General features: G+C 46.2%; 1 rRNA gene. It reads right to left on the minus strand.

Features of this window, described 5'->3' with window-relative positions:
• Positions 1-31 precede the first annotated feature (31 nt).
• Positions 32-2,932: ribosomal RNA gene (locus LW893_RS07105) — 23S ribosomal RNA — on the minus strand.
• Positions 2,933-2,967 lie beyond the last annotated feature (35 nt).

The following is a 2,967-nucleotide window of genomic DNA, read 5'->3' on the forward strand; positions in this document are numbered from 1 at the left end:
TTGAAATCCTCCAATTAAAGAGTATATATTTCTGGTCAAGCTTTCGATTTATTAGTATCAGTTAGCTTTGATGTTGCCACCTTTACACCTCTGACCTATCTACGACATTTTCTGTATCGAATCTCTCTTGCATTGCTGCAACAGGAAATCTCATCTTGAGGGGGGCTTCGTGCTTAGATGCCTTCAGCACTTATCCCTTCCAGACTTAGCTATTCAGCATTACCATTGGCATGATAACTGATACACCAGCGGTCTGTCCATCCCGGTCCTCTCGTACTAAGGACAGCTCCTCTCAAATTTCCTACGCCCACGATGGATAGGGACCGAACTGTCTCACGACGTTCTGAACCCAGCTCGCGTGCCTCTTTAATGGGCGAACAGCCCAACCCTTGGGACCTACTCCAGCCCCAGGATGAGACGAGCCGACATCGAGGTGCCAAACCTCCCCGTCGATGTGAACTCTTGGGGGAGATAAGCCTGTTATCCCCGGGGTAGCTTTTATCCGTTGAGCGATGGCCCTTCCACTCGGTACCACCGGATCACTAAGTCCTAGTTTCCTATCTGCTCCACTTGTTGGTGTCGCAGTTAAGCTCCCTTTTGCCTTTGCACTCTTAGAATGATTTCCATCCATTCTGAGGGAACCTTTGAACGCCTCCGTTACTCTTTAGGAGGCGACCGCCCCAGTCAAACTGCCCAACTGACAGTGTCCTTATACTCGCTTCAGAGTATCAAGTTAGAAATTTAGTATCAAAAGAGTGGTATCCCAACGTTGACTCCACGAAAACTGGCGCTCTCGCTTCATTGTCTCCCACCTATCCTGTACATTTAATACCAAATTCCAATGCCAGCCTACAGTAAAGCTCCACGGGGTCTTTCCGTCCTATCGTGGGTAAGTCGCATCTTCACGACTACTACAATTTCACCGGATCCTTTGTTGAGACAGTGCCCAAATCATTACACCTTTCGTGCGGGTCGGAACTTACCCGACAAGGAATTTCGCTACCTTAGGACCGTTATAGTTACGGCCGCCGTTTACTGGGGCTTAAGTTCTATGCTTCGATTGCTCTAACATTTCCCCTTAACCTTCCAGCACCGGGCAGGTGTCAGCCCCTATACTTCATCTTTCGATTTAGCAGAGACTTGTGTTTTTGGTAAACAGTTGCTTGGGCCTATTCTCTGCGACCACTCTATGCTCCATACGTATGCATTTCACATCTAATGGTACCCCTTCTCCCGAAGTTACGGGGTCATTTTGCCGAGTTCCTTAACAAAGGTTCTTCCGCGCGTCTTAGGATTCTCTCCTTGCCTACCTGTGTCGGTTTTGGTACGGGTATCTTCTCACTCAATAGTACCTTTTCTTGGCAGTTTGGAATCTGTTGCTTCACTACTTATTTTTCGCTCCCCATCGCATCTCGATATTAAGAATAGGGATTTGCCTCTATTCTCTACCTACTTGCTTAGACGTGCTCTACCATTCACACGCTCAACATATCCTCCTGCGTCAGTACATCTCTCAAACATTCAAAGATAGTACAGGAATCTCAACCTGTTGTCCATCGCTTACGCTTTTCAGCCTGGGCTTAGGTCCCGACTTACCCTGAGAGGACGAGCCTTCCTCAGGAATCCTTAGGCTTTCGACGGGAGGGATTCTCACCCTCCTTTTCGCTACTCATGCCAGCATTCTCTCTTCTGTAAAGTCCACTTCGTCTTCCAACTTAGCTTCGCCCCTTACACAATGCTCCTCTACCACTAATTTTCATTAGTCCACAGCTTCGGTATTAGATTTTAGCCCCGTTCATTTTCGGCGCTCTACCACTTGACCAGTGAGCTATTACGCACTCTTTAAATGTATGGCTGCTTCTAAGCCAACATCCTGGTTGTCTAAGTAGTAAAACATCCTTTACCACTTAATCTATATTTAGGGACCTTAGCTGGTGGTCTGGGCTCTTTCCCTTTTGACTATGAAGCTTATCCCACATAGTCTGACTCCCAATCATCATTTATCAGGTATTCGCAGTTTGATAACTTTCGGTAATGTCTAACACCCCTACGGTATTCAGTGCTCTACCCCCTGTAAACTAAATTGAGGCTAGCCCTAAAGCTATTTCGAGGAGAACCAGCTATCTCCAAGTTCGATTGGCTTTTCACCCCTATCCACAAGTCATCCGATAGCTTTTAAACGCTACCCGGTTCGGTCCTCCATGAAATTTTACTTTCACTTCAACCTGCTCATGGATAGATCACCTGGTTTCGGGTCTATGGCATACGACTTATCCGCCCTATTCAGACTCGGTTTCCCTACGGCTCCGTAACTTCATTACTTAACCTTGCCGCACACCATAACTCGCTGGCCCGTTCTACAAAAAGTACGATATCATCTCTCTTAAGACTCTATCTGCTTGTAGGCATAAGGTTTCAGGTTCTATTTCACTCCCCTCCCGGGGTTCTTTTCACCTTTCCCTCACGGTACTATTCTCTATCGGTCACTGAGTAGTATTTAGCCTTAGGGGGTGGTCCCCCTATATTCACACAGGATTTCTCGTGTCCCATGCTACTCTTTCTAAGTCAGAATCAGTTAGATTTCGTTTACAAGACTTTCACTTTCTTCGGTTGGTCTTCCCATACCATTCTACTATCCTTCTTCTTCATTGACTTAATTTGGGCTCTTTCCATTTCGCTCGCCGCTACTTTGAAAATCGAATTTTTTCTTTCTTTTCGTCTGGCTACTTAGATGTTTCAGTTCACCAACTATTCCCTCTTGTTGCTATGTATTCACAACAAGATACTTGAGGTTTGCTCAAGTGGGTTTCCCCATTCGGATATTCACGGATCAATGGATATTTGCTCCTCCCCGAGACTTTTCGCAGCTTATCACGTCCTTCTTCGGCTCTCAGTGCCAAGGCATTCACCTTATGCCCTTGGTCGCTTGACCAGAAATATATTTCTCTTTAATTGTCAGGTTTCTTG

The sequence above is a fragment of the Parvimonas micra genome, from assembly GCF_021300775.1.
Classification (GTDB): Bacteria; Bacillota; Clostridia; order Tissierellales; family Peptoniphilaceae; genus Parvimonas.